Annotated in this window: 18 protein-coding genes and 1 pseudogene; 7 read left to right on the top strand and 12 right to left on the bottom strand. The window is 43.0% G+C overall.

Going from position 1 to position 24,464, the window contains the following annotated elements; genetic code table 11:
• Positions 1-2: 2 nt before the first annotated feature.
• From tgnA to F885_RS04125, 3 genes are read right to left on the bottom strand one after another with little or no spacing between them, the layout of a single operon-like run.
• Complete coding sequence (gene tgnA / locus F885_RS04115; RefSeq protein WP_005321794.1) at positions 3-935, bottom strand: flavin-dependent trigonelline monooxygenase reductase component; 933 nt, start codon at positions 933-935, stop codon at positions 3-5.
• Between the two features lie 24 nt (positions 936-959).
• Complete coding sequence (locus F885_RS04120) at positions 960-1,751, bottom strand: alpha/beta fold hydrolase (protein ID WP_005321791.1); 792 nt, start codon at positions 1,749-1,751, stop codon at positions 960-962.
• Entirely contained in the window at positions 1,720-2,322 is a 603-nt protein-coding gene (locus F885_RS04125; protein WP_005321788.1) for an amino acid synthesis family protein, read from the bottom strand. Before F885_RS04125 ends, F885_RS04120 begins: the two co-directional genes overlap by 32 nt.
• A gap of 152 nt (positions 2,323-2,474) precedes the next feature.
• On the opposite strand from F885_RS04125, the gene F885_RS04130 reads away from it, so the two are divergent.
• Positions 2,475-3,140, top strand: coding sequence for a GntR family transcriptional regulator (locus tag F885_RS04130; protein WP_032859758.1), 666 nt, complete (start codon positions 2,475-2,477; stop codon positions 3,138-3,140).
• Positions 3,141-3,196: 56 nt separating this feature from the next.
• The gene (locus F885_RS04135; protein WP_005321783.1) at positions 3,197-3,484 is read left to right on the top strand and encodes a DUF1330 domain-containing protein; all 288 of its coding nucleotides are present in this window, start codon (positions 3,197-3,199) and stop codon (positions 3,482-3,484) included.
• 107 nt (positions 3,485-3,591) lie between these two features.
• On the opposite strand, the gene F885_RS04140 is transcribed toward F885_RS04135, so the two are convergent.
• Positions 3,592-4,434, bottom strand: coding sequence for an SDR family NAD(P)-dependent oxidoreductase (locus tag F885_RS04140; protein WP_005321779.1), 843 nt, complete (start codon positions 4,432-4,434; stop codon positions 3,592-3,594).
• Position 4,435: 1 nt separating this feature from the next.
• Positions 4,436-5,512: an amidohydrolase family protein gene (locus tag F885_RS04145; protein ID WP_005321775.1), complete on the bottom strand. Its 1,077-nt coding sequence runs from the start codon at positions 5,510-5,512 to the stop codon at positions 4,436-4,438.
• A gap of 329 nt (positions 5,513-5,841) precedes the next feature.
• Here F885_RS04145 and F885_RS0120250 point away from each other — a divergent pair.
• Both F885_RS0120250 and F885_RS04150 read left to right on the top strand, forming a co-directional pair.
• Positions 5,842-8,011: pseudogene (locus tag F885_RS0120250) on the top strand (TonB-dependent siderophore receptor).
• A 46-nt stretch (positions 8,012-8,057) separates the two neighbouring features.
• Positions 8,058-8,741, top strand: coding sequence for a hypothetical protein (locus tag F885_RS04150; protein ID WP_005321766.1), 684 nt, complete (start codon positions 8,058-8,060; stop codon positions 8,739-8,741).
• Positions 8,742-8,823: 82 nt separating this feature from the next.
• Here the strand turns inward: F885_RS04150 and F885_RS04155 are convergent, their stop codons facing one another.
• Positions 8,824-9,717 carry a helix-turn-helix transcriptional regulator gene (locus F885_RS04155; RefSeq protein ID WP_005321763.1) on the bottom strand — a complete coding sequence of 298 codons (894 nt, stop codon included), beginning with the start codon at positions 9,715-9,717 and terminating at the stop codon, positions 8,824-8,826.
• A gap of 202 nt (positions 9,718-9,919) precedes the next feature.
• Between F885_RS04155 and F885_RS04160 the strand changes: the two genes are divergently transcribed.
• Positions 9,920-10,615 carry an alpha/beta hydrolase gene (locus F885_RS04160; RefSeq protein ID WP_005321760.1) on the top strand — a complete coding sequence of 232 codons (696 nt, stop codon included), beginning with the start codon at positions 9,920-9,922 and terminating at the stop codon, positions 10,613-10,615.
• 86 nt (positions 10,616-10,701) lie between these two features.
• Here the strand turns inward: F885_RS04160 and F885_RS20850 are convergent, their stop codons facing one another.
• From F885_RS20850 to F885_RS04185, 6 genes are all read right to left on the bottom strand, one after another.
• Entirely contained in the window at positions 10,702-10,812 is a 111-nt protein-coding gene (locus F885_RS20850; RefSeq protein WP_085944200.1) for a hypothetical protein, read from the bottom strand.
• A 215-nt stretch (positions 10,813-11,027) separates the two neighbouring features.
• The gene (locus F885_RS04165) at positions 11,028-13,493 is read right to left on the bottom strand and encodes an acyl-CoA dehydrogenase (RefSeq protein ID WP_005321759.1); all 2,466 of its coding nucleotides are present in this window, start codon (positions 13,491-13,493) and stop codon (positions 11,028-11,030) included.
• Between the two features lie 390 nt (positions 13,494-13,883).
• Complete coding sequence (locus F885_RS04170) at positions 13,884-15,290, bottom strand: efflux transporter outer membrane subunit (RefSeq protein ID WP_005321758.1); 1,407 nt, start codon at positions 15,288-15,290, stop codon at positions 13,884-13,886.
• Between the two features lie 9 nt (positions 15,291-15,299).
• Complete coding sequence (locus tag F885_RS04175; RefSeq protein ID WP_005321756.1) at positions 15,300-18,407, bottom strand: efflux RND transporter permease subunit; 3,108 nt, start codon at positions 18,405-18,407, stop codon at positions 15,300-15,302.
• Positions 18,404-21,493 carry a multidrug efflux RND transporter permease subunit gene (locus F885_RS04180; protein ID WP_005321755.1) on the bottom strand — a complete coding sequence of 1,030 codons (3,090 nt, stop codon included), beginning with the start codon at positions 21,491-21,493 and terminating at the stop codon, positions 18,404-18,406. Before F885_RS04180 ends, F885_RS04175 begins: the two co-directional genes overlap by 4 nt.
• Positions 21,494-21,497: 4 nt before the next feature.
• Positions 21,498-22,709, bottom strand: coding sequence for an efflux RND transporter periplasmic adaptor subunit (locus F885_RS04185; protein ID WP_005321754.1), 1,212 nt, complete (start codon positions 22,707-22,709; stop codon positions 21,498-21,500).
• Positions 22,710-22,943: 234 nt separating this feature from the next.
• Between F885_RS04185 and F885_RS04190 the strand changes: the two genes are divergently transcribed.
• Entirely contained in the window at positions 22,944-23,459 is a 516-nt protein-coding gene (locus tag F885_RS04190; protein WP_005321753.1) for a sigma-70 family RNA polymerase sigma factor, read from the top strand.
• Between the two features lie 22 nt (positions 23,460-23,481).
• Positions 23,482-24,438, top strand: a complete 957-nt coding sequence (locus tag F885_RS04195; RefSeq protein ID WP_005321752.1) for a FecR family protein — start codon at positions 23,482-23,484, stop codon at positions 24,436-24,438.
• Positions 24,439-24,464 lie beyond the last annotated feature (26 nt).

Here is a 24,464-nt window from a genome sequence, read left to right as displayed (position 1 = left end):
AGTTAAACTTCCTCTTTAACAATTTGACGAACCGTACCGCTGGTTTGATTACCGTAATAAACCCCATAGGTTTTGAGATGATTTTCTTTACGGTAGCGCATCAACATACTTTGCAAAGCACTATCTACAAAACTAAGTTGATCTAAATCATTCAAATCAACAAACTGACCTTTGGTCGCATTGGCGATGGGGGTATTACATAAAAATGATATGTACTGTTGCTGATTCTCTATATTTTCATAAACTGAATAGATAAAGCTGGCAGAAGCATCTGGTTGATAAGCAGCAAAGATTTTTTCAAGTGCTTTATCTGCACCATCCTTCTCAACCAAGAGATGAGGAATCGTCCATTTTTGATCGGCCGTTTGTTCCAATAAAATTTTATTTTCATGTCCAATAATGGAACTAATTACAACTTTTGGCCCTGAAATAACTTCTGCCGAAAGTTTTGCTGGTGTGAAATAACCACCACGGTAATACCCCAAACCTGCAAAACCTGCCGAAGCAAAGTTTTCCACTTTACCAATTAGAATTGCATGATCACCAGCATCAACGATTTGATAGGTGGTGCAATCAAACCAAGCGCTGACATGATCAATCAAAGGGTTTTGGAAAGCACTTTTGCTCCATGCCAAATTAGCAAAACGGTCATCACTTGGACGAGCAAATGTATTTGAAACATCCTTTTGCTCTTCTGCCAAAATATTGATCGCGAAGTGTGAAGCATCTGCAAAGTTATGATAATTGCTCGATGTCTTGGCAATGCTAACGAGCAGCAAAGCTGGGTCCAAAGACACCGAAGCAAAAGAGTTTGCTGTAAAGCCCAACGGGGTTCCATCTGCTTTACAAGTGGTGACTACTGTTACGCCTGTCATAAATGACCCAAAGGCATCACGTAGTTCACGTATTTTATTTATCGTATCCATTTCACTCATTGCCCTATTCCTTTATCAAGCAACTTAGACGCTGGTTTCCAACCATGCTTGCATTGCATTATTTACTTTATCTGGTGCGGTCAAATTCACCATATGTCGTTCATTTTCAATTACGATGGCTTTGCCATTTTGTGCTTGGCTCGCCATTTGTACTGCCATTTCGGCAGTCGAATTTGGGTCATCTGTTCCAGTTAAAACCAATGCTGGACATTTAATTTTTGCCCAATCATCTGCATAGGTTTCATCACCGTGTGCAAATGCCGAATAAGCCGTGGTATAACCAGATAAATCCACATTTTCCAACCATGATTTCACTCTCTCAGCAGCGATTTGCTCTGCTTCACTTTCGCCAAACCAACGTTGTAATGGTGTTTCAATATCAATATGACCCGTTTTTAACTCTTCTGCACGATGGACAACAGCATCCCGAGCAATCGCTGTACGTTTATATACACCATTTAATACAGCCATTCGCTTGATCAAATCAGGGCGAGTTGCGCTCACCCCCGTTGTAATCAATGAACCCATCGAATGCCCTGCTAAATTCACTGCACCCAGATTCAATGCTGTAATAAATTCAATTGTCCAATCAACAAATGCTTTTAAAGGTGCGCCATCTGCAAGTTTTGTACTTTGTCCATGTCCTGGCATGTCCACCGAGATCACTCGATAATGTTTCGAAAAAAAATCAATTTGTGGATACCATGCTGCTGCTTGCATTCCAACTCCATGGATCAGAACCAAAGGTTCTCCTTCGCCTTGTTCAAAATAATGAGCAATACGATTATTTGACAGCTGCAGGGTTTTTGAGATCATGACCTAACTCTTCCAAATCTTGATAACGATCACCAATACGGTGATGAGGACGACCACCTGTTGCTGCACCAATCACAACCACAAGTTCATCAGCTGCGGGTGCGTCTGGGATTGCAAACTGTAAAGTCAAATAATGAGAACGACGTCCCTCATCATTTTTGTCCATCATTGGAATTAGAATCGGCGCATTTGCGGGGCCACGTGTATTGTTAAATGCTAAATAAGACTTTGCACCGACTGCACTGCGGTAGGTATTACCAAAATGCAAGGTATGGATCAGCGCAGAAGCATGTTCAAGTTCACCCTCTAAACCAACGACAGCACTTTTACCAAATGCTTCTACTGCTTCACCTGAACCAACTTCATCAAGAATCAGTTTGGTTAAATGCTCACTTAGGATTGGAGCAATACGGCGAATTTCAGGGCTTAGGTTTTCTACATAACCTTGACCAGCCCATGGATTTTTAATCACTGCAGCGGCTGCAACCATTTTTAAAGGTGTCGATGCTTCTTTACCGCCATCTATATAAGTCGTTTCCACATGAAGCACAGTTTTACGGATTAGATTCATTGTTCTTCCTTGTTTAAGAATACATCTTGCCATTCGTATTATGGTATACCATAATACATAATGAAAAAAAAGCAAGAGTTTGCTATGCTAATTTTTAGCAAGGAACATGTAACAAAATTCTGCATTACTGAAATATGGAAAAACTAATTTCTATGAATCTTAAAATTGAAAACCCGCCTGTGACTTTACGCGAGCTTTGTCTAGATAAAGTGCGTAATGCCATTATTACGGGTTATTTCCCTTCAGGGAAAAGGCTGGTTGAACGTACATTATGTGAAGAACTCGGTGTTAGCCGTTCTGTAGTACGAGAAGTGATTCGCTATCTGGAAGCCGAGGGTCTGGTTGAAATCTTGCCCAATAAAGGGCCGATTGTTTCGTTGCTGGATTGGGAAATTGCGTCACAGATCTATGAGATTCGTCTTTTACTGGAGCAAAGTGCAGTTGCGGACTGTACCCAAAATCTGACCGATCACACCACTCAGCAATTGAAACAGCTCTTGGCAGAACTTGAACAAGCGTTCGCTGCTGATGATATTAATTTGATTATTGCGACCTCAGCAAAGCTCTATGAAACAATTTTTACCACAGCGAAACATTATATCGCGTGGGAAGTGGTGCAACGTTTAAATGGTCGTATTAGCCGTCTTCGAGCCATGACCATGAAATCAACCAAACGTGAAATTTCAGGTTATCAACGTATCAAAAATATGTGTGAAGCCATTTACTTGCATCAAGATGCTGATAAAGCCAAGCAGGCTGTTGCTGAGCATATTGCTGAAGCGGCCTCAGTGGCAAAAAACATTTTGGAAAGTTCATGATTCAAACGGAAATCTAAATGCCGTTAAAGCCTTAAAGAGTAGAAAAGGATATAAGAATGTCAGCTTACTGGATTGCACACGTTACTATTCATGATCTGGTGCAATATAAACAATATATGGCTTTAGCACCGCAGGCTTTTGAAAAATATGGTGCAACGTTTCTTGCCAGAGGCGGCAACTCGACTTGCTTAGAAGGCACAGAATATCAACGTCATGTCATTATTAAATTCTCTGACTTAGCAACAGCGCAGGCTTGTTACCATTCAGAAGAATATACTCAAGCACGGCTTGCCCGTAAAGATTGTGCTGATGTAATGATCAGTATTGTAGAAAGTCTGGATTAACCCAAATGGGCATAAAAGAAAGTACAGCGCAAGCTTCTTTCTTTTATGCTTTTAAAATCATTGCATCATCTTATTAAGTTCAGATATTTTCGTGCATGCCAGAAATTTTAAGCGCTCTTTTTCTTACTTTTCTTGCTAAAGAAACTCAGCGCATGTGAATAATGCGTCGGTGTAATACGCTGAATCAGATCCAGTACTTTGGCATCATTGCCAATCAAGATCCGTGCTTTATCCGTTTTCACCGCATCTAGAATGACTTTGGCCGCCTGCTCTGGTGGTGTTTTTAAAACCTTATTAAATGCCTGACTGGCTTTGGCTGGATTCATACCTAAGCTCCGAATACTGTCACTCATCCGTGCGCTATTGGCAATATTGGTACGGATTCCTCCTGGATGCACACAGGTCGAACTCACGCCATCATTTTGAAGTTTTAATTCTTGTCTTAAAGCTTCGGTAAAACCACGAACTGCAAATTTAGTCGCGTTGTAGGCACTTTGAGTCGGTTGTGCAGTTAAGCCAAACAGACTGGAAATATTAATAACATGTCCTTCTCCACTTTGCTTGAGGTAAGGCAAGAACTCTTTGGTGCCATAGACTACACCCCAGAAATTGATCTTGAAAATCCACTCTAGTTCCTCATAACTCATGCCTTCAACCGTACTGGCTAAAGCCACCCCTGCGTTATTAAAAATCAGGTTGATCTTGCCATGTGCTTTGAAGCTGTCTTCTGCCCAGTCACGAACGGCTTGTTGATCAGAGACATCCAGTTTCGTCACAGTGACTTTAACTGGATACCGTTGTAACAATGTCTGTGTTTCTGCCAAACCTTTTTCATTGACATCACTCAGCGCTAAATCTGCGCCTTGCTGTGCCAATAAAATCGCCAGTTGTTGCCCAATACCAGATCCCGCGCCCGTAATTGCAGCGACTTTTTGATTAAAATTTTTCATATCATGACTCTATTTGAAGTTGATAAAAATTGGCAGCGTTTTGTCTAAACATGGCATGCAAAGCCTGATCACCATAAGGACTCAGCATCTGAATATAGGCGTGGATTAAGTCATTTAAACGAGCATTCGGCTTATCCATGGGAAAATTGGATGCAAACATGATCCGCTCTGTACCAAATACCGCAATTGCATGTTGAATCATGGGGGTTAGTAAACTCACCATCTCTGCGATGCTTGCCGTTTGATCTTGCTGATAAAAACGGTGTCCTAATACGGGCATCATCAAACCTGAGATTTTGGCATGGACATTTTTCTGCTCTGCGAGTCGTGCCAAATCCTGTTGCCATTGTTTAAAAATGGCATCACGCTGCGATTGTGTCATTCCCGTTTTCTTGCCCACGGCTCCAAATAAACCAACAGGCGTCGCCAGATGGTCAAGCACAATACGCGTTTCAGGAAATTGTTTCGCCAAGCTGGTGATTTCTGCTAATTGCGTGGAATAGCCCCAAGCATCAAAAGATAAATCCAGTTTTGCCAGCTGCTCAAAACCTTTGAGAAAGCTCCTGTTCTGATATAAATGTGGCCGATCACACCAACGGTAAACACCCTTGTCTTGATGCCAAGCCGCCATTTTACGAATACCGCGAAAAAGTGGACTCGCCTGCTGATGTGCTTTAAGAATATCTTTGAATTTTCGATCTCTTGGATCGGCGGTTGCAACAATTGCGCCTAATTTTAGCCCCTGTGCTTTAAAATTTAATTGCTGAATCCAATCCGTTTCTTCAACCACGCCAAAGCCTTTGTGATGATGCCAGTTGGCTTCGACATGCACCACACTCTCGACTAAAAATGGCGAAATGTCTGCCTGATAATGCTCAGGTAAATAAGGACGCAATGCGTATTCTGTTAAACCTAAACTATCCAATAACGGCTTAGGCTTGACCAATCTGACCACTCGATCCATCACCCTCGGATATTTCCCCAAAGCTTTGACCAATAAGGCTGCTGAATGCGGTGTATGATAAGGATCCCACTGATGAATATGCGGGTCGATGATTGCAAAATCTAATCTTGTCATTGTTGTACTCGATATAAGCTCAGCGCATAAAATCTGAAATGATGCTCATCCATGACATCTGTCTATTGTTAGAGACCTTAGCCTACTGAACAAAGCACTATGAATAAAATGATTTATTTAAATATTTAACTATGAATAGCATTCATTCATTAGCAAAAATAATAAATGCATTATCAATACTTTAATTTTTATACATTCTGTCATTATTGTAAATGATTCCTATTTAACTATACTTAATCCCCTTATTGCATGCTCAACCGCCTTTTGAGCCCAATAAGTTTATGACGCTCCTGCATCAACCTAATCTTCTGTATCGCACAGGTATCCTTATGTCTGCTTTCTCCCCACGCAAAAATCTTATTACTGTTGAAATTTTGAAACAAAGCAGCCCATTCCTCTTATCTTTAATACCTGTGCTGTCGTGGGCAGAAACGACCTCAGAACATCCCACACAACTCGCAACCATTAATGTGCAAGCTGAGCAATCCTCCAGTTATATCGCTGCACAAACAGCATCAACCTTACGCGGCAATCAAAACAATCTAGAAAGCCCACAAACCGTAAATGTGGTGTCTAAACAATATATGAAAGATTATTTGCCAGCAAACTTGGACAATGCACTGACTCAAGTCAGTGGCATTACGCAAGGCAATACTTTGGGGGGTACTCAAGATACCGTCATGAAACGGGGTTTTGGGGATAATCGTGATGGCTCGATTACTGTGAATGGCATGCCGATTGTGCAAGGTCGCACCATGAATGCTGCGGTTGAACAGGTTGAAGTGTTAAAAGGGCCTGCATCTTTACTCTATGGCATTATGGACCCAGGTGGTGTGGTCAATGTCATTACCAAAAAACCTGAAACGACACAAAAAACTGAATTTTCAGTGTATGGTTCGCTTTGCCGCAGGTAAAAATGGTCTAGGTGCAAGTCTGGATACCACGGGTGCAATCAGCGACAGTAACTTTGCCTATCGTTTCATTGCCGATCATTCCGATGCAGACTACTGGCGTAATTTTGGTAATCTCAAACAGACTTTAATTGCGCCCTCATTGGGTTGGGATAATGGTCAGACTAAAGTCAATTTAAGTTATCAATATCGTGACTTTGACGTGCCTTTTGATCGCTCAACCATTTTTGATCCTAGAACGAAACAAGCCTTACCGATCTCGAAATATCAACGCTTAGATGAAGCCTTTAACCAAATGAAAGGTGAAGCTCATTTGGCACAACTATTGGTTGATCATCAGCTTAATGATAACTGGTCAGCTCACTTGGGCTATAGCTATAATTACGAGACTTACGATGCCAATCAACTCCGTGTGACCAAGCTAAATACGGCCAACCATACGGTGACACGCCGTACCGATGCCACCTTAAATGCAGAAAGTATCGATAGTAATGCCCAAGCCTATCTCAATGGTTCGGTCAATTTACTGGGTTTAAAGCATGATATTCAAATGGGTTCAGATATCGAATACCGTAAATATTTCCGTCCAGATATGGTTCGTGGTGATAGCTCAACCTTAGATTATTTAAATCCCAAGTTTGGATCCGTTGAAGCATCTAAAAATATCGTTGCATCCGATAGCGACCAAACTGACAAATTGCATACCTATGGTTTTTATCTGCAAGATGCGATTCACTTAAATGAAAATTGGATTGCCGTACTCGGTGGCCGTTATCTGAATTATCAACAGACCGCTGGACGTGGACGACCATTTAAAGAAAATACCAATAGCAAAGACGATGCTTGGCTCCCGCATGCGGGCTTTGTCTATCAATGGAATGATCAGCTGTCTTTCTATGGCAGCTATACCGAATCCCTCAAACCCTCGTCTTCAATTGCACCTTTAGGCGGCAATGCAGTCATTGATGCCGATGTCAAACCTGAGCAAGCCAAATCTTATGAAGTCGGTGCAAAATACGAGTTCAATGACCGCATCAAAGCCAATTTTGCTGTCTATGATATTAAAAAAAGTAATGTTTTAGCCAAAGTCACCAACTCATCGAGCAATGAAGTTGAACTGCATACCACAGGCGCAGTCCGTTCCAAAGGTGCTGAACTTGACCTGACAGGCCGTCTGACTGATCAACTTGATGCAACCCTGACCTATGCCTATACCGATGCCAAAGTCACTGAAGACGAGCTTGGTCTGCAAGGTAATCGCTTGAGTAATGTCGCACGAGATACCGCATCTCTGGCCTTGGCCTATAATTATGGTGAACTTTATCATGGCAAATTACGTTTAGGTCTCAGTGGCAATTATGTCGGTAAACGTGCGGGAGACTCGGAAAATAGCTTTGACCTGCCTGAGTATGCACTGGCCAATGCCTTTGTCAGTTATGACACCACCATTGCCAAACAAGCGGTTAATTTTCAATTTAATTTAAATAATATCTTTGATAAAACCTACTATACGGCCAGCGTTAATAATCTGGCGGTGTCTCAAGGGGATTCTCGTCAAGCAGTATTACGTGCCACTTTTAAATTCTAATAGAGGATCAGCGCAGTAAGTTCATTACTGCGCTTTTGAGATCAATATGAAAAAAATTCTTACGATCATGACGATGATCCTTGCCTTTAGTACATGGACATCCTCTGTTTACGCCCAAACACAGATTGCCCTGATTTCACAGCTTAAAGGGGCTTCCTTTGCCACCGATGTTGCGATTCAAAATTACTTGCAACGCAAGGGCTATCAGGTTGAGCTACTCGATCAATCTATTTCCCCTAACAGTTTAAAAAACACCGATCTCGTGATTATCTCTTCAACGGTGGCATCCAAAAATCTGCAATCGGGTTGGCGACAACTGCCGATTCCATTGATGACTTGGGAAAATGATTATCTCGATGATCTGGCCATGACCGGTAAACGGATTGATACTGATTTTGGTGAAGTCGAGAAAGAACGCTATTTGTGGCTGGTCAATGCACCGCATCCCCTGTCGGCGCATCTTTCCGCGGGGACACGCAACGTCTATAAAGCACAAGCACCAATGAGTTGGGGCAAACCAGGACTCGGTGCAACCATCATTGCAACCATTTATGGGCAACCTGAAAAAGTCGCAATCTGGGGTTATGAAAAAGGTGCGACCATGGATTATGAGTCGCTAGCACCAGCAAAACGACTAATGTTTTTTCTCAACAATGAGACCTTTAGCAATCTGTCTGAGGACGGCTTGAAACTGTTTGATGCTGCGATTCAGTGGTCACTGAGCAAATAAAATCCAAGCTTGGATTTCAATGTACTGATGCAGTTCACTCTGCATCAGTACAGATTCCCATCTATGCATTTGTTCGAATGCTCTAAAATACTTCCTGACTTATCGCAGCCCTAAAGTTTTTAGGTGCGCAACCAAAGCGCTGTGCAAAAGCACGGCTAAAGGCGGCTTGAGAAGCATAGCCGACGCATTCAGCAACTTGTGCAATATTTTTATCGGTTTCTTTGAGCAATTGGCTGGCTAATTTCATCCGCCAATTTTTTAAATACAGCATAGGGGGTACGCCAACCAACTCAACAAATTTTTTGGAAAAACTGGAGCGAGATTGTTTGGTCAGTTGAGCAAGCGACGCAACATCCCATTCATAAGCAGGTTGCGCATGCATCAATGATAATGCCTTACTCATGATTGGATCGCGTAATGCAGAAATCCAACTTTGATGTTCAATCTTCTCCGTTGCTAACCAAAACCGTATCGACCAGACCAACAATAAATCAATGATTCGAGACAACATGACTCGACTGCCAAGTGCGGGGTGTTCAAGTTCAAGCTTGATTGCAGCAACGGTCATGGGTACCCATTCTGCGACTTTTTCAGCATTATGGTGTGAGGGTACATGAATGTAACTCGGTAATCCTTCTGCAATCGCCTCGCCATAAATACCGTTCAATTCAAACGTGCAACTCATCACAGCAGCAGCTGAACCCTGCTCCGTACATACTTCGAGCGAATGTTCCAACTTGCTAGGCAACACAACAATATCACCTTGCTGCAATATCAAATCGACTTGCATCCGTTTGATTCTCAATCGACAGCTCGCCTGATGAATAATATGGATATAGGCATATCGGGCAGGAAAGCACCGTTTCTTTTGTGCTGAGAGATGCTCCACGCCATAGATTTCACCCGAGATATCGGCGAAACGATAAATATCAAAGAAGATATCGGTTAACACCTGCTGATCATGCTCATCACTCATTTTGTGCTTTTGTCCTTAAAAGTGTTTCTGCAAAAACATTGGCGTTTCAGTTATTGTGGAAGCATAACAAAACACCAATAATCTTTTGAGAAGATTTCGTTAGTATAAAAAACACCCACCTCTACCCATCTCTTTATACCGTAAAACTTCCACTATTAAATATCGAAAATTCAATACAATAGCATTCAGCTAGGAGATAAATATGAGTACTCAACCGACCATTATTCTGGTACACGGTTTTTGGGGCGGTGCAGCCCATTGGACCAAAGTGATTAATGAATTGTCCCATCAAGGTTATCAGTCCTTACGTGCCGTAGAACTGCCATTAACCTCTCTCGCAGATGACGTAGAACGAACTCAAAAAATGATTGCCCAAGTTGATGGTGATGTACTGTTAGTGGGTCACTCTTACGGCGGCGCAGTGATTACCGAAGCAGGCAACCATCCAAATGTTGTGGGTTTAGTTTATATTGCTGCCTTTGCACCAGATAGCAATGAAAGCCCTGGGGCAATTACCCAACAACACTTACCTGTGGCAGCGCCGAATCTCGAACCAGATAGTGATGGTTATCTTTGGCTTAAAGTCGATAAATTTCACGAAAGTTTCTGCCAAGACCTGAGCAAAGATGAAGGTTTTGCCATGGGCGTTACCCAAAAAGCACCTTTAGCCAGTACCTTTGGCGATAACATTAGCAACCCTGCTTGGAAAACCAAACCCTCTTGGTATCAAATCTCAACCCAAGACCGCATGATCAGCCCAGAAAACCAAGCGGTGATGTCTGATCGTTTAAATGCTAAAAAAGTAATTTCTTTAAACGCAAGTCATGCTTCATTGGCCTCACAACCGAAAGAAGTAACTGCTTTAATTACTGAAGCTGTGGCATTTTTAACTCAATAAAGATTTAGCCCATCTAGGGAATAACATCATTCCCTAGATGGCTGTTTTCATTAATCACGACTTCAACACGACACAGCTATCACAGCTTATAAAAAATATTCCCAGATTATGTAACCTAGACCGAATCCAAGAAATGCATACAGAGTAATGATGAAGAATACAAAACTGGCATTATTCTTTTTTTTCAAAAAATTCATATCGGTACCTTTGTCTTTGCTCAACTCATGTTGTTATAGTGCAATAAGATACAGACAAAAAAAAGACACAGAATTTTCTAAAAAAAATATAACAGATAAGCTTGGAAAAATTAGAACTGTTATGAAAACAGTCCCAAATATTATTAAAACATGGACAATACCATCATCAATATATTCAGGACTGTTCGATCTTAATTTGAAAATACTAAAAACAATCAGGTTTTAAGATGCGGATTATCCAGTGGCAGTTCCTTGTCTAAATGTGCATCAAAAATATCGGTCAACATACTGTCATAACGTTTGGCGTTGTATTGTACAAGTGACTCTGCCTCAGCAGTTGTAATGAAACCTGTCTCAATCGCATCAGCAATATGTTGCTCAAAGGTCAAACCACTAAACTGATCTTTCGATTCTGCCTTTTTAAACTTATTCCACAACGGTTGTAGCTGTAGTAAAGCCTGAAAAGCAGATTCCATACGTCCCATCACATCGTTAGCATCGGTGTTGTAATAAACGTGTTGCTTCAATTGATCTCGGAACGCATGTTCTTGCATGATTAGCTGGGCCACCTCTTGCTTCAATTGATCTGATGGTGCTGCAATTGGACGACCAAATGGGAAGCACAGTAATTTCACCATACATGCAGCAAGCTTCATTGGGAAATTATCATAGAAGCCAAAGAACGCTTCTTGCACTTGATATAACGCTTTATTGAGGGCCAATTCTGCATGTTTTCGTTCGGCTTCAGTTCTTTGACCATGCTCGTAGTATTTTAAAATTGCCGTAGCAATAAATAAGTTCGCATGGATATCGGCCAACCGACCAGACAGCATTTCTTTACGTTTTAAATCACCGGCTAAAATTCCAAGTGCCATATCTGCCGTCAATGCAAAATCGGCACTGAAACGGTTGATTTTGCTGTAATAGGCTTTGGAAAAATCATCCGCTTGTTGAGAGCCTTGATTTGAACCACCCGTAATCGAATATGCTGCTGCTCTGGCCGCACGATTAAAGGTATAAGCCAAATGTTTAAATAGTAAAGGAGAAAAAGCTTTAAAAGCAGATGCCTTATCTTCTGATTGCAATAACTGTAATTCTTCGAATAAATAAGGGTGACAACGCATTGAGCCTTGACCAAAAATCATCAATGAACGCGTCAGGATATTCGCACCTTCCACCGTAATCGCCACAGGAATGGATTGATAAGTCAGTGCAAGGAAGTTACGTGGACCTAGCTGAATCGCTCGTCCACCCACCACATCCATACCGTGATTGACCACTTTACGCATGGTCTCGGTGGCATAGTATTTTGCCATTGCAGTCATCACCGCAGGCGTTCCACCTTGGTTTAAACCACAGGTCACTAGATAACGGAATGATTCCAACATATAGGCATCGCTGGCGATATCACTGGTCGCCTCTTGTACCCCTTCAAAATGCCCAACCGAGATTTTGAATTGTTGGCGAACACTGGCAAATGCCCCGACCAACAGATAGCTCATTTCTCCTCCGGCAGTTGCCAAAGCAGGCAGTGAAATACCTCGACCCACGCCTAGGCACTCCATCAGCATACGCCAACCTTTACCTGCATTTTGCTGCCCACCAATAATCCAGTCCAATGGAATAAAGACATCGCTGCCCTCAACCGTACCATTCATAAACGGCGCGCCAGGATTATGTCGAGGACCAATATGGATTCCCTCATGATCAGCAGGAATCAAGGCACAGGTAATGCCATATTCCACTTTGCTTTTATCACCAAGTAAACCATCTGGATCATAGAGCTTAAACGCCAAACCAATCACGGTCGCAATCGGTGCAAGGGTAATCCAACGCTTGGAGAAGTTCATTTTTAGACCCAGTACTTCTTGACCTTGGTACTGCCCATAACAGACCACACCTGTATCAGGAATCGCCCCTGCATCTGACCCAGCTTCAGGGCTGGTCAAACCAAAACAAGGCACTTCTGTCCCTTTTGCCAATCCGGGTAAATAGCGTTGTTTTTGTTCTTCGGTTCCATAGTGCAGCAGTAACTCACCTGGTCCAAGCGAGTTCGGCACCATACAGCTGACGGCAGCAGTTAAGGAACGAGACGCAATTTTGCTCATAATGCGACTTTGTGCAAACGGTGTAAATTGCTTACCACCAAATGATTTTGGAATAATCAAACCTAAAAAGCCGTTGTCTTTAATAAATTGCCAAACCTCTGGCGGTAGGTCTTTTTCTTGATGATGAATCTGCCATTCATCTAACATGGAACAGAGCTGTTGTACTTCATGATCTAAAAATGCCTGTTCTTCTGCGGATAAAGTTGGATAAGGATATTGATCAAACTTTTCCCAATCAGGCGCCCCCATAAATAGTTCTTTTTCCCACCAACTGGTCCCCGCTTCCAAAGCTTCTCTTTCGGTGATGCTCATACTCGGCATTGCTTTTGAGAGAATATTAAACGCAGGTCGACTCACCAAAGCATCACGCAAAGGTGCAATCAAAACAATTACACTCGCGAGAATAATCGGAATGCCCAGTAACAGACTCCACGGTGTGATCAACACACTACACAGAATGGCGGCGACAATGGAAACAACACAGCCAACAGTTCGATTGGCTTCAAAATAAAAAACAGCCCATACCACAACTAACTGAATCAATAGGCCAAGCAATATCAATAATACAATCATATTTGCTCCGTTATCTCAGATTGGGATGAAGATGAAATAAGAAAGATCTAAATTAATTTATGATGAACGTCTTTCTCTAATAAAAATGGCTATTTTTTATTCTACATATCGAAGCGCTATTTGCTTGATTAACTACTAAAATTTACACAAAGGCATTCAGATGATACTGAAAAATAAAAATCATGAGCTGAATAGAATACCGCTCTAAAAAATTGGAATCCTTCCCCTCAAAAATCCAAAAATAAAATCATCAATCACTATTCTTTTTAATGTTACAAAGCAAAAAAATAATAATCCAAGCAGTATCTTTCGAATTTAATAAATTGCAGCGATCCAAATGCCATTCAAACTGAATATGAATAACTGCAATGATTGATAATGCCACTCGATTTAAGATGAAGAATTCATCCCACCACCCAATGCAGCCACCAATTGCGCTGAATTTTTGAGATGTAATTGCTGTAATTCCAATAAACGTTCTTCTGCACTCAAACGCAGATTCTGTGCAGTCGCTACTTCTAGATAACTGACCAAACCGGCTTGATAACGTTGCTTGGCAACCCGTTCATTTTCAATCGACAGCTTAAGCAATTGCTGTTGCGCTACGATCTGCTGCTGGAAATGACCTGCTTGCAGCAAACCATCCTCCACCTCTTTCCAGCCTGTTAATACTGAATGTTTATAGGCAGCAAGCTTTTCATCGTAATTGGCTTGAGCCTGTTGAATATCAGCCTGTCGTTTCCCCCCATCAAACAATGTGCCTAAGACTTTTGCCCCCATTGACCATGCAGTATTGGGTGACTGCAATAAAGTATGAAAGACCTGACTATTGGCACTGCTATCCAAGCTGATGGTCAAATCAGGTAGCCATGCGGTTTGCGCTAGGCCTAATTGCGCATGTGTCATTGCCAATTCGCGTTCGCTACGAATCACATCGGGACGTTGTGCCAACAGCCGACTTGGAATTTGGGTCGGAATTTGAGGGGTACTAAATTGATAGCGATTTTTATTTAAATTAAAATTAGCCACATTGCGTCCAACCAAGACCGCCAACACATTTTCTTGCAAATCACGACTACGTTGTAGCTCTAACAATTGCAGACCGACTTGTTTAAGTTGGGTCTCAGCCTGAATCACATCAGCCCGTGCAATCATGCCTGCTTGGTATTGCTGCTGTAAAATACGCACAGATCGTTGATCACTTTGCTGGGTCTGATTTAACACATCCAGCTTGGCATCGAACAAACGAATGCTCCAATAGGCCTCTGCTGCGAGCAGTTGCTGACTCAGCTGAATGGCAGCCAAATCTGCAGCAGATGCTTGCAAGTTGGCCTGTTGCCCTTCCACCGCTTTTGCAACTCTCCCCCAAAGATCAGGAATCCAACTCACTGCGACATTGGCACCGAATTGACGACTCTTGCCAGCGTTTTTAGTTTCGGTTTGATTGGCATTGCCGCCCATAGTGATGTTCGGAAGTGCATTGGCACGTTGTCCATCCAACAATGCCATAGCATGGCGATACTTAGCTTGGGCCTGTTGGATGCTCAGGTTATCCTGATCCAATTGCTGTATCAGTTTAGATAAGATCGGATCCTGATACATCTCCCACCATTGCTGCGGTGTCGCTGCTATCTTAGAAGCTTCAATCCACTGCAAATCTGCATATTTATACTGTGCAGCACTTTGAATCACGGGCTGCTGATAGGCTGCAGGCTTAAAGGTACTGGACGACTGGCATGCCGTGAGCAGCATCGTCACTGCGATACCCATAGAAAGTGTAAAAACTGTTTTTTTCATAGCGACTTCCTATTTACTCCAACGCAAGATATTCAATCGCAGTTTGAAGCGATTCAGGAATTGAGCGAATTTTTCAAATATGAGATACATCACAGGGGTGGTATATAAGGTTAACAATTGACCCAGTGCCAATCCGCCAACAATGGCAATTCCCAATGGTTGTCGCATTTCCGAGCCTTCTCCCCAACCGAGTGCCAAAGGAATCGCACCCAATAAAGCTGCGGTATTGGTCATTAAAATCGGTCTGAAACGCAATGTTGCCGCAGCGATAATGCTGTCTAAATCGGTGTGACCTTGACGTCGTTGCTGCAAAGTAAAATCAATCAGCAAGATCGCATTTTTCACCACAATCCCGATTAGTAAAAAGATGCCTAACAAGGCAATCAGGCTAAACGGAATCTGAAACAGCCATAAGCTGAGTAAAGCGCCCAAAGCTGCTGTCGGAATGGTGGATAAAATGGTAAAAGGATGCACAATACTTTCATAAGTAATCCCTAAGACAATAAAAATCAGCACGATCACAGCCGCAATCAAAGCAGGCGTACTTAAACCAGCTTGAAGGCTTTCAGTTTCGACATCGCGATCTGTCATTACAAAGATTTCTTTTGGCAGCATGATCTTTGGCAAGACCTGACGAATCGCAGCATCTGCCTGTTCATAGCTATAGCCTTTCTTCACCACGTACCCCACCCCCATAGCGGCAAATTGATTACGGCGATAAACCCGATCATTGCTAATGCCATAACTCCACGTAGCAAAATTGCTTAAGGGCACATAGATGCCTTGTTGATTTGGCACTTTCACATCCGCCAAGGCTTCTGGATGTTCGGTAAAACGTTGGTCAACTTCCATCACCACATAGAACTGATCATTGCGATCATAAATCGTGGAAATCTGCCGTTGCGAAAAGGAGTTATTGAGAACACTGGAAATACTTTCAATATCAATGCCCAATCGTTTTGCGGCTTCACGGTCGATGTCTAAAGTGACATGCTGCGCCCCTTCATCACCCTGTGTTTCCACCTCTTCAAACTCAGGCAGTTTACGCATAGCCTCGGCCACTTTGGGTGCCCATTCACGCAGTAAGCTCACATTGTCAGATTGCAATAACAATAAATATTCCTGTGCATTGCCACTGGAAAAAGGATCATCCAATTCCAAATCCTGTTCGACATCCGCTGAGAATACGGCCCCTGCCTGCCAAGGTGCATTTTTCTTTAAACGTTCAACCACTTGTTTGGACGTTAAACCGTCCCGTTCAGCTTTTGGTTTGAGACTGACCATTAAAAATGAGTTGGTCATGCCGCCACCACCGCCAGAAGTACCCACCACATCCTTTACCGCGGGATCTTTGAGTAGGGCTTGATTAAACGCGGCAATCTTCGGCTGCATAATCTGAAAAGAGAAACCATCATCGCCACGAATAAAAGCACCAACTCGCCCCGTGTCTTGTTCAGGCAAAACGCGTTTGGGTAATAAATTGTAGAGATAAACTGAAGCAATGATTGCAGCCAGCCACAGCACCACAATCAGATAAGCGTGTTTGAGTACCCAATGCAGAGAGCGAATATAAGATTGGGGCAAGCCCTGAATCAGATCATGGCTATAACGATACAGTCGTGGAGGGTGATTAAGAGATAGAGGTTTTAAACAGCGTGCTGATAAGCTTGGGGTTAAAATCAAGGACACAAAGACCGATAAGACCACCACAAAAACCAGTGTTAGCGAAAACTCTCTAAACAAGCGTTCAATCACACCGCCCATAAACAAGACTGAGAGAAAAATCACCATCAATGCCAGATTCATGGCAATCAAGGTAAAGCCAACCTCTTGGATGCCTTTTACCGCCGCTTGTGCAGGTGAATCACCTTGTTCGATATAGCGTTCAATATTTTCGAGTACCACAATGGCATCATCCACCACCAAGCCAATCGCCACGATGATCGCCATAATCGACAGGTTATTCAGTGAAAATCCAGCCAAATAAATCAGACTGCATACGCCAATTAAAGTGACCAGCAATGCCATTGCGGGAATCACCGCACTTTGCAGTCGACCCAACATCAGCACCACAACGATGACCACCAGCAACATGGATAAAAACAAGGTATCCCTTGCTTCCTCTAAACTGTTACGCACAATAGTTGAGCCATCCATTACCACAGTCAATTGCGCATCACGTGGCATCAGTTCTCTTAGAACGGGCAATTTGGCTTTAATCAGGTCAATGGTCGCCACGGTATTGGCATTGGGTTGTCTGCTAATCTTTAAAATCACAGCAGGCTGTCCATTGTGAAAACCACTGACATAGCGGTTTTCAACCGAATCACGCACTTCTGCAATATCTTTTAAGCGAACAACGCCTTGATCAGTATGTCTGATGATTAGATCGGCAAAATCTTGGGCGGTCTTTAATTCTGTAGAAAGTGCCACTTGCCAGCGTAATTGCTGTTGTTCCACTACGCCCAATGCCTGCACCACATTACTTTTTGCAACGGCTTGTCTCACCTGCTCGAGAGAAATGCCCGTTGAAACTAAAGCAGTTGAATTAATGGTGATACGCACGGCAGGCATGGAAGCCCCATCTATCGACACTTCACCGACCCCACTGATTTGGGCCAAATTCGGTTGCAATTGATTGGAGGCAATTTCGTATAGCTTTGCCGCTGAAAGTTGTTTGGAGCTGAGTGCCAAATAAAAAATCGGACTTTGACTCGGGTTGATTTTAAAATACTCAGGCGGACTCGGCATGCCCGCAGGTAGCTGTGACATCGCGGCATTGATGGCGGCCTGAACTTCACGCGCAGCTTCATTAATATCGGTATTTAAATCAAAGTGTAAAACCACCTGAGTCGAACTTTGATTACTGGATGAATTAATCGCTTTAACACCAGATACCCCCATCATGGCACGTTCTAAGGGGGTGGCTACGGTTGCAGACATACTTTCTGGACTGGCACCAGGCAGATTGGCACGCACCACAATGGTCGGGATATCTGCTTGTGGCAATGCCGCAACAGGCAAACGCAAATAGGCCAAAATCCCCAGAAGAACAATCGCAATCCCCAACAGCACACTGGCTACTGGACGTTGTACAAACACCGACAGCAACGTCATTGCGATGCTCCTGTCTGATCGGAAAGCAGGCTTGCATCAATTTGCTTGGCTTGCAGACGATCAAAAAACAGATACACCACAGGCGTGGTAAATAAGGTGAGCACCTGACTGACCAACAATCCCCCCACCATCACCAAACCTAAAGGTTGTCGCAATTCAGCCCCAGAACCCGAAGCCAGCATCAATGGAATTGCGCCTACTACCGCTGCAAGTGTGGTCATCAAAATCGGACGGAAACGTAATAAAGCAGCCTGATAAATGGCCTGCTCAGCCGTCAAGCCTTCTTTACGTTGTGCCGCAAGTGCAAAATCCACCATCATGATGCCGTTTTTCTTGACCAAACCGATCAATAAAATAATCCCAATCAGTGCAATCATGTCCAACGGCTGACCCACCATGAACAAGGCCAGTAAGGCCCCAATCGCGGCAGAAGGTAAGGTTGAAAGAATGGTCACAGGATGAATAAAGCTTTCATACAGCATACCGAGCACAATATACATAGTCACAATTGCTGCAATCACCAACCAAAACGTATGTTGCTGTGAATTTTCAAAAGCTGCTGCTGCGCCTTGCAGTTGAACCTGTAGCTCTGGCGGTAGCTCAAGGTTTTGCTTCACCTGCTCAATCGCATTAATCGCTTCGCCTAAAGACACCCCCTTGGCTAAATTAAAAGAAATCCCAACGGCAGAAAATTGCGACTGTTGCTGTAAAAGAATCGGCGCATGTTTTTCGACAATCGTGGCGACAGAGCTCAATAAAATCGGCTGTCCTTGATTGTTATGAATATAGGTTTGGTTTAAAGCCTCAATGCCTTGGGTGAGTTTTGGGTCTAATTCTAAAACAATGCGGTACTGATTAGACTGCGTATATAAAGTTGCAATTTGCCGCTGTGCAAATAGATTCTGCAAAGCCAAACTAATGTCTTCAACACTTAAACCTAAACGTGCTGCCGCATCACGGTTAACCTCAATATAGGCTTGTAAACCCTGTCCTGCATCTTCACTGGTCACTTCTGCAAATGCAGCCTGCTGACGCAATGCCTGAACCAGTTTAGGCATCCACTCCTCAACCAATTGATTTTTCGGTGCTGTCACACTCAGCTGATATTGGGTGCGGCTAATTTTGTCTTCTATACTGAGTTCTTGTACGGGTTGCATCCAACCTTTAATGCTATGTACCTGTGCAAAATTTTCATTCAGTCGTGCCATCACGTCCGCAGCAGGTGCACGTTCAGCATGTGCTTTTAAATTCACCAAAATACGCCCATTGCTTAACTTCGGATTATTGGCATCCACACCAATAAAGGAAGATAAGCTGGCAACTGCTGGATCTTTTAAAATTACTTCGGCCAAAGCCTGTTGCCGTTCACTCATGGCTTGAAATGAAATCTGGTCAGGGGCCTCAGTCACCACCTGAATCACACCATTGTCCTGTACTGGGAAAAAGCCTTTGGGAATCGACCAATACAGCAGCCCTGCCAGTAGCACTGTTGCTAACATCACCATCAAGGTCAGTACTTGGTGTCGAAGTACCCATTGCAACAACTTGGCATAATGCTGAATCACTCGATCCAGACTCCATCGACTCGGCTGCTGTGCATGCTTCGGTGCATCTTTGAGTAAATAGGCACACATCATTGGAGTTAAAGTCAGCGAAACAAGCAATGAAAGTGCAATCGCAGCTGCCAATGTCACCGCAAACTCATGGAATAAGCGTCCGACCACATCGCCCATGAAGAGCAAGGGGATCAAAACAGCAATCAAAGAAATCGTCAAAGAAATCAGGGTAAAGCCAATTTCTTTTGATCCTTTTAGTGCTGCTTGCAACATGCTTTCACCCGACTCACGGTGTCGCGCAATATTTTCGAGCATGACAATGGCATCATCCACCACGAATCCCGTGGCAATGGTCAAAGCCATTAAAGTCAGGTTATTCACCGAGAAGCCAAGAAAATACATCAGCACAAACGTACCAATAATCGACAGCGGTACGGCAATACTCGGAATCAGGGTCGCAGCAAAATTACGTAAAAATAAGAAGGTGACCAACACCACCAAACACACAGCGAAGACCAGTTCTTTTTGCACATCTTTAATCGAGCTACGAATACTTTCCGTTCGGTCGGTCAGGACGCGAATATGAACATTGTCGGGTAGATTTTGTTGTAATTCAGGCAGTATTTTTTTGATTTGATCTGCTACCTCAATCACATTGGCATTGGGCTGACGCTGGATATTCACCAAAATAGCCGATTGGCTGTCTGCCCATGCAGCCATATAGCGATCTTCACTGCCCTCAAGCACCTGCGCGACATCTTTTAAGCGAATCGGTGCGCCATTATTCCAACGTAAAATCAGGTTTTCATAATCGGCAATCGAGCGCATCTGATCATTGGCATCCAGCATGGTCGAGCGAAAAGGTCCATCAAAACTCCCTTTCGGTTGATTGGCATTGGCGGCAGAAATAGCTGCACGCACATCTTCAGCACTGAGCTTAAACGCGGCCAAAGCAGCTGGATTCATCTGCACCCGAATCGCAGGACGTTGCCCGCCTGCAAGACTAACCATCCCCACCCCAGAAAGCTGAGACAGTTTTTGTGCCACTCGGGTATCGACCATGTCATAGACCTTGGTCAGTGGCAAACTGTCAGAACTAATCGCAAGCGTAATCACGGGCACATCGGCAGGATTCACTTTGCGATAGATTGGCGGTGTGGGTAAATCATTGGGCAATTTACTACTTGCGGTACTTAAGGCCGACTGTACTTCTTGCTCGACAATCCCCAGTTCAGCAGTTAACTCAAATTGCAGGGTGATCACTGATGCGCCCACCGAACTATTCGAAGACATTTGCTTCAAACCAGCAATCTTGCCCATCTCCCGCTCTAAAGGTGAACTGATGGTTCGCAGTACTGTGTCTGGATTTGCGCCTGGCTGAAAGGTGTATATCTGAATAATCGGATAATCGACTTGTGGCAATGCCGATACGGGTAATAAACGCCAAACCAGTAGACCACTAAAAAACAGTGCCAACATCAATAGAGTGGTGGCAACGGGTCGTAAAATAAAGAATCTGGAAATATTCATACGCTTATCCAGCTACTGTTTTTGCTGGGATCGGCTTAGAAACATCATCCTGAATGATTTGTACTTCTTGCCCTTCGGAAAGTCGATCAATGCCCTCTAGAACAACGCGCTCATTGCCTTGTAAGCCTTCAATGATCTCGGTCTGTCCTTGTGAAACCGCACCTAGCGTTAACATACGAACTTCAGCTTTATCTTCTTTATTCACAATATAAACATATGTGCCCTTTGCCCCATGTTGGATGGCATCACTCGGCAGATGCACCGCATTTTGCAAGGTCTTGGCATTTAATCGAACATTGACAAATTGATTGGGGAATAAAGCATCATCGAGATTGGCAAAAACGGCTTTTACTTTCAGTGTGCCCGTATTCAGATCAATCTGATTATCCAGTGCCTGAACTAAACCTGTGGCCAACTGTTTTTGTTCTGCACGATCCCAAGCACTGACTTGAATGCTTTCTTTATTTTTTGTGGCTTGGCGTATTGTATCTAAGTAATTTTCCGCAATCGCAAACTGAATATACACAGGATGGATTTGAGTAATACTCAATAAACCTGTTGCTTCATTGGCTTGGATTAAATTACCTGCATCTTTTAAGCGAAAGCCAACACGGCCCTCAATCGGTGCATATATTTTGGTATAAGACAGTTGTAACTTTGCTGCATCCACTTGGGCTTGATTGGCTTGCATCTGCCCCTTAAGTTGATTGACCAAAGCTTGTTGTTGGTCGACCTGTTGCTTAGCAATCGAGTCTTGCTTATATAGCAACTGATAACGATTCAATTCAGTTTGTGCATTTTGCAACTGCGCTAAATTTTGTTGCTGTGTCCCCTGTGCTTGTGCCAATGCTACCTGAAATGGTGTCGGGTCAATTTGTGCCAGCAATTGCCCTTTCTGAATGTATTGCCCTTCTTTGAAATACAGTTTTTGCAGCACCCCTGACACCTGACTTTGTACATTCACGGTATTGGCTGGAACCACTGTACCAATCGCCTTAATTTGTAATTGCAAATCGCCACGTTGTACCCCGACCACACGCACAGGCACAGGTTTACTCCATTGGCTAAACGATTCCTGTTTATTGGCTTGGGATTTTTTCCAATAATTCCAACCCCATACCATCAGTAATAAAAGCACCGTCAATGCAATCAACCATTTGATTTTATTTGATCGAGAATGCTGTTGTGGTTTTAAATCAATCTGTTGTTCACTCATGGCATGCTCTACTTAATCAAACAAAATTCATTAGAAATATGGGAGACGAAGAAAACAAAAAATGTTCCCCTACATTGGTTTAGTCGAACGAAAATCAAAATCAGCTCAATTTTTTCTGTAAAAGTATGTATACAATTTTATTGATATTAATAACAATTATCATTACTATTTGAAAATATTTTTTCCATCCGCCTTTAATTGTGCATCTCCCTGCTCATTTGTGGACTCCCTGTCATGAACCTAAATGTAGAAAAACAGTTATGGTTTAGCCACGTTTATCAATCGCAACAAAGCATGTTGTTGTCTTGGTTTAAGCATAAACTGCAACATCACCACCAATCTGAAGACTTGAGTCAGGAAGTATTCTACCGTGCCTTAAAAAGTGACTATTGCTTTGAAAAGATTAAAGAGCCACAGGCATGGTTGATGGGCATTGCCAAGCATGTAATTATTGATTATTGGCGGCATCAGCATGTAGAACACCTGTATTTAGATGCACTTGCACAGCTGCCAGAAGAATACTATCCCTCAGCTGAATACGAAGTCTGTATTCGTGAAACGCTTTATCAAGTGCATTTAATGCTGGAAAAGCTACCTCAGCGTACCGCACAGGTGTTTTTATTATCGCAATTGGATGGGCTGACCTATCGTGCGATTAGTGAAAAACTGGAGATTTCAGAAGCAACGGTCAAAAGAGATATGAAACAGGCTTTCTTGGCCTGCATAAGTCTTTATAATCAGACCGATTAATTGCTGAATTTGCTTTGCTGCTATGTCTCAAGCCCCTAAAATCCCTGATCATGTATTGGACCAAGCCGCAGATTGGCTAGTGCTATTACATTCAGGTGAAATGACTAAGTTACAGCAGCAACAATTTGAACATAGGCAAGCAGAAAAGCAAGAACATGCTCTCGCCATTCAGCAAATCAATAAATTTACCCATGGCTTAACAGGTTTATCCAACCACTTTCCCTCAGATTCTTTAATCCAGTCCAAGCAAAAATTTAATCTGACTACAAAACGAAATATGCTGCTCAGCCTTTCAGGATTGTTGGTTATCGGCTACGGAATGTATTTGTTACCTTGGGAAAAATGGCAGTCTGATGATCATACCGAGGTTGGTGAAATTAAAACTATTGCACTACAAGATGGTTCAACCTTGATCTTGGCCAGTGACAGTTATATCAACGTGAATTTCTCCGAACAGACTCGACAGATTCAGCTGATCGAAGGTGAAATTTATATCCAGACCGCCAAAGATCCGCAACATCGCCCCTTTATGGTAAAGACCAAAGATGGTGCGATTGAGGCCTTGGGTACTCAGTTTACGGTACGACAAGAGCATCACGACCAAACTCGAGTCAAAGTCTATCAACATGCTGTCGCTTTACAGCCAAGGGATGCTGGGCAACGGCAGATTTTACAGCAAGGTCAACGTGCGTATTTCGACCGCCAACAGATCTCTAAACCACTGCCACTAAACAATGAGCAGCCCTATTGGACTCAACAATTACTGGTGGTAGAACAATGGCCACTCGAAAAAGTCATTGGTGAGCTATATCGTTATAAAAAAGGCACTTATTTCATCGAACCAGCTTTAAAAGACCTTCGCGTTTCAGGCGTTTTTTCATTAAAGAATCCTCAACAAAGCTTAGAAACACTGGCCTATACCCATCAACTTGAGCTGAGCTATTACAGTTCGTATGTATTAAAAATAAAAAAAAGATAAAAATTTGACCCTTTTTTTGATCTTGT

Origin of the sequence: Acinetobacter higginsii, from assembly GCF_000369845.1 — a bacterium.
GTDB lineage: Bacteria > Pseudomonadota > Gammaproteobacteria > Pseudomonadales > Moraxellaceae > Acinetobacter > Acinetobacter higginsii.
Note: the sequence above shows the minus strand (reverse complement) of the source record. Positions and strands in the feature narration are given on the sequence as shown.